The sequence below is a fragment of the Rhizobium sp. 01T417 genome (genome assembly GCF_056398905.1).
In genome coordinates, this window is record NZ_JBFTQH010000114.1 from 1 (window position 1) to 1826 (window position 1826).

Here is a 1826-nt window from a genome sequence, read left to right on the forward strand (position 1 = left end):
ACTTTGTGCACGGTACCGACTCGCATGTCGACGCTCTGGAATGCCTCATAAGGTGTCATCGGGGTATGTACTCCTGCTTGTGTGATCGTGATACTCAATGTCCTAGCCTTCGCTTGTGAGCTTGTGGAGCGCGACAGCTACCTGCAGCTCGAAGCGGTTGGCCTGTTCCTCGAGGGCGGAACCGAGAAGGGATTCGATGCGGTCCAATCTGTAACGGAGCGTGCTGATATGGACGCCTAGCCGCCTGGCGGTATTCGCGAGTTGGAAGCCCTCGGCGCACAGTGCTTCCAGGGTCTCGAGTAGCGCCTCGCCTTTCTTGTCATTCAGCAGCGGGCCGATCTTGCTCTGAATGAACAACTCCCTGGCGCCCGCATCCCCCATCAGGGCCCTGGGAAACATGACTTCCTGAAAGTGATGGACTTTGCCGGGGCGAAGCAATGGAAGTAGCGACTGGACATCCTGCCCGCCCTGTGTCATGCCGGCGATTCCGCGGTGTACGCGGCTGACCGCAAGCGCAGCGCCTCGACTGCCCAGTGACTTCCACAACGGTTCTGGCTCGACTTCGGCCGCCATGAGGAACGTGATCTGATTGAGGGAAACGAGTATGAGTGGCGGTTGCCCTGCGCTCTCCAAGTGCCTGCGCAGCCTCTCAACCCAGCGCTCGCGGCGGAGAAAGCCCTCTTTGGAAAGCGGTAGCGGCTCGTCCAGCAGCACGAGGCATACCCGGTAATTGCCTGATGGATCCCAACCGCTCAGCCGAGCCCGCTCCAAGGCGGTGGGTGTCTCTTCGAATTTTCCCTCGAGCAATGATCCAACCAGCGCGTAGCCCAACCGTTCCTCTTGCAGGTGCAACGCCCTCATATGTACGAGATGCAAGGCCGCAATAATCGACGCATGTTCAGTTGCCCGAATGTCGAGCTCGCCTAGTGGTGCTTCGCCGCCATCCACGAAGATAAACGCAGCGATCTCTCCGCGGATACGAATTGGGCAGCCCAGTCGTTTTGGTGCGCCCACTTCTGGCATTGCATCCAGGAGAAGGGGACTCATGCTGTCCTGGATCTGGCGGAGGATGATCCGGTTGTTCAGCAGGCGGAAGTACGCCCGCTCTCGCTCGCCAAGCTCACGTTCTGGCCGAGTCTCGTGACTGGAGCCAAGTAGCAGGCCGTCTGTGTCAATGAAGTTCACCGCGCGGTTCAGAAGCTTACCTAGTGCGCGAGCCAGATCCCCAAGCGTATTCGCCACAACGGCGGCATGCGTCAGAGAGCGATGGATCTCGTCGGAGCGTTCAATGAGCTCGCCTTGAAGGCGAATGATGCTCGAGTGGATTTCTTCAGTGATCGAGCTGAACGGAACGGCCCAGTCGATTTCGAGCAGGGGAAGACCGACGTCATTCGCCGCGAGAGCAGATGCCGCGGGAAAGTGCTCAAGAAAATTGGGAACGGCGAGCACGACGCCGGCGAGTCCGCGGTCGTGGAGATCCCTGATGAGCTGGTTGGCTTTCCGCTCGTCCTTGGGCCAGTTATAGCCGGTGGATAGAAGCAGTTGGCCACGCTGTACCCATGCAGCGATATCCGGGTGATCCACCATATGGACCCACCGAATCTCGTTTGCCATTCCTGCATGCCCGGCAACAACCCTTGCTCCTCGCAGGACCGTCGACTCCAGGGCTGTCGTGATGTCCATAACCCTCCCATGTAGCGCGTCAAGTCCCCGCCAGCATAGCGCGAGTGCGGCAAAAGGCAATTCGCTCCTAGCGTCCCAAAATCGCGTCTGCGAAGCTGCGCATGTCGTCGAATTCGGCGTCAGCGACTGCTTCGGCCTTCGGC

At 59.5% G+C, this 1826-nt stretch carries 1 protein-coding gene; it reads right to left on the minus strand.

Annotation, left to right across the window (positions count from 1 at the left end):
- Nucleotides 1-102: 102 nt before the first annotated feature.
- Nucleotides 103-1683, minus strand: coding sequence for a PucR family transcriptional regulator (locus AC1DPR_RS31770; protein ID WP_477106182.1), 1581 nt, complete (start codon nt 1681-1683; stop codon nt 103-105).
- Nucleotides 1684-1826: the final 143 nt, after the last annotated feature.

Coding starts and splice junctions, on each gene's coding strand:
- AC1DPR_RS31770 (WP_477106182.1), bottom strand. CDS start 1,683: ATGGACATCACGACAGCCCTGGAGTCGACGGTCCTGCGAGGAGCAAGG.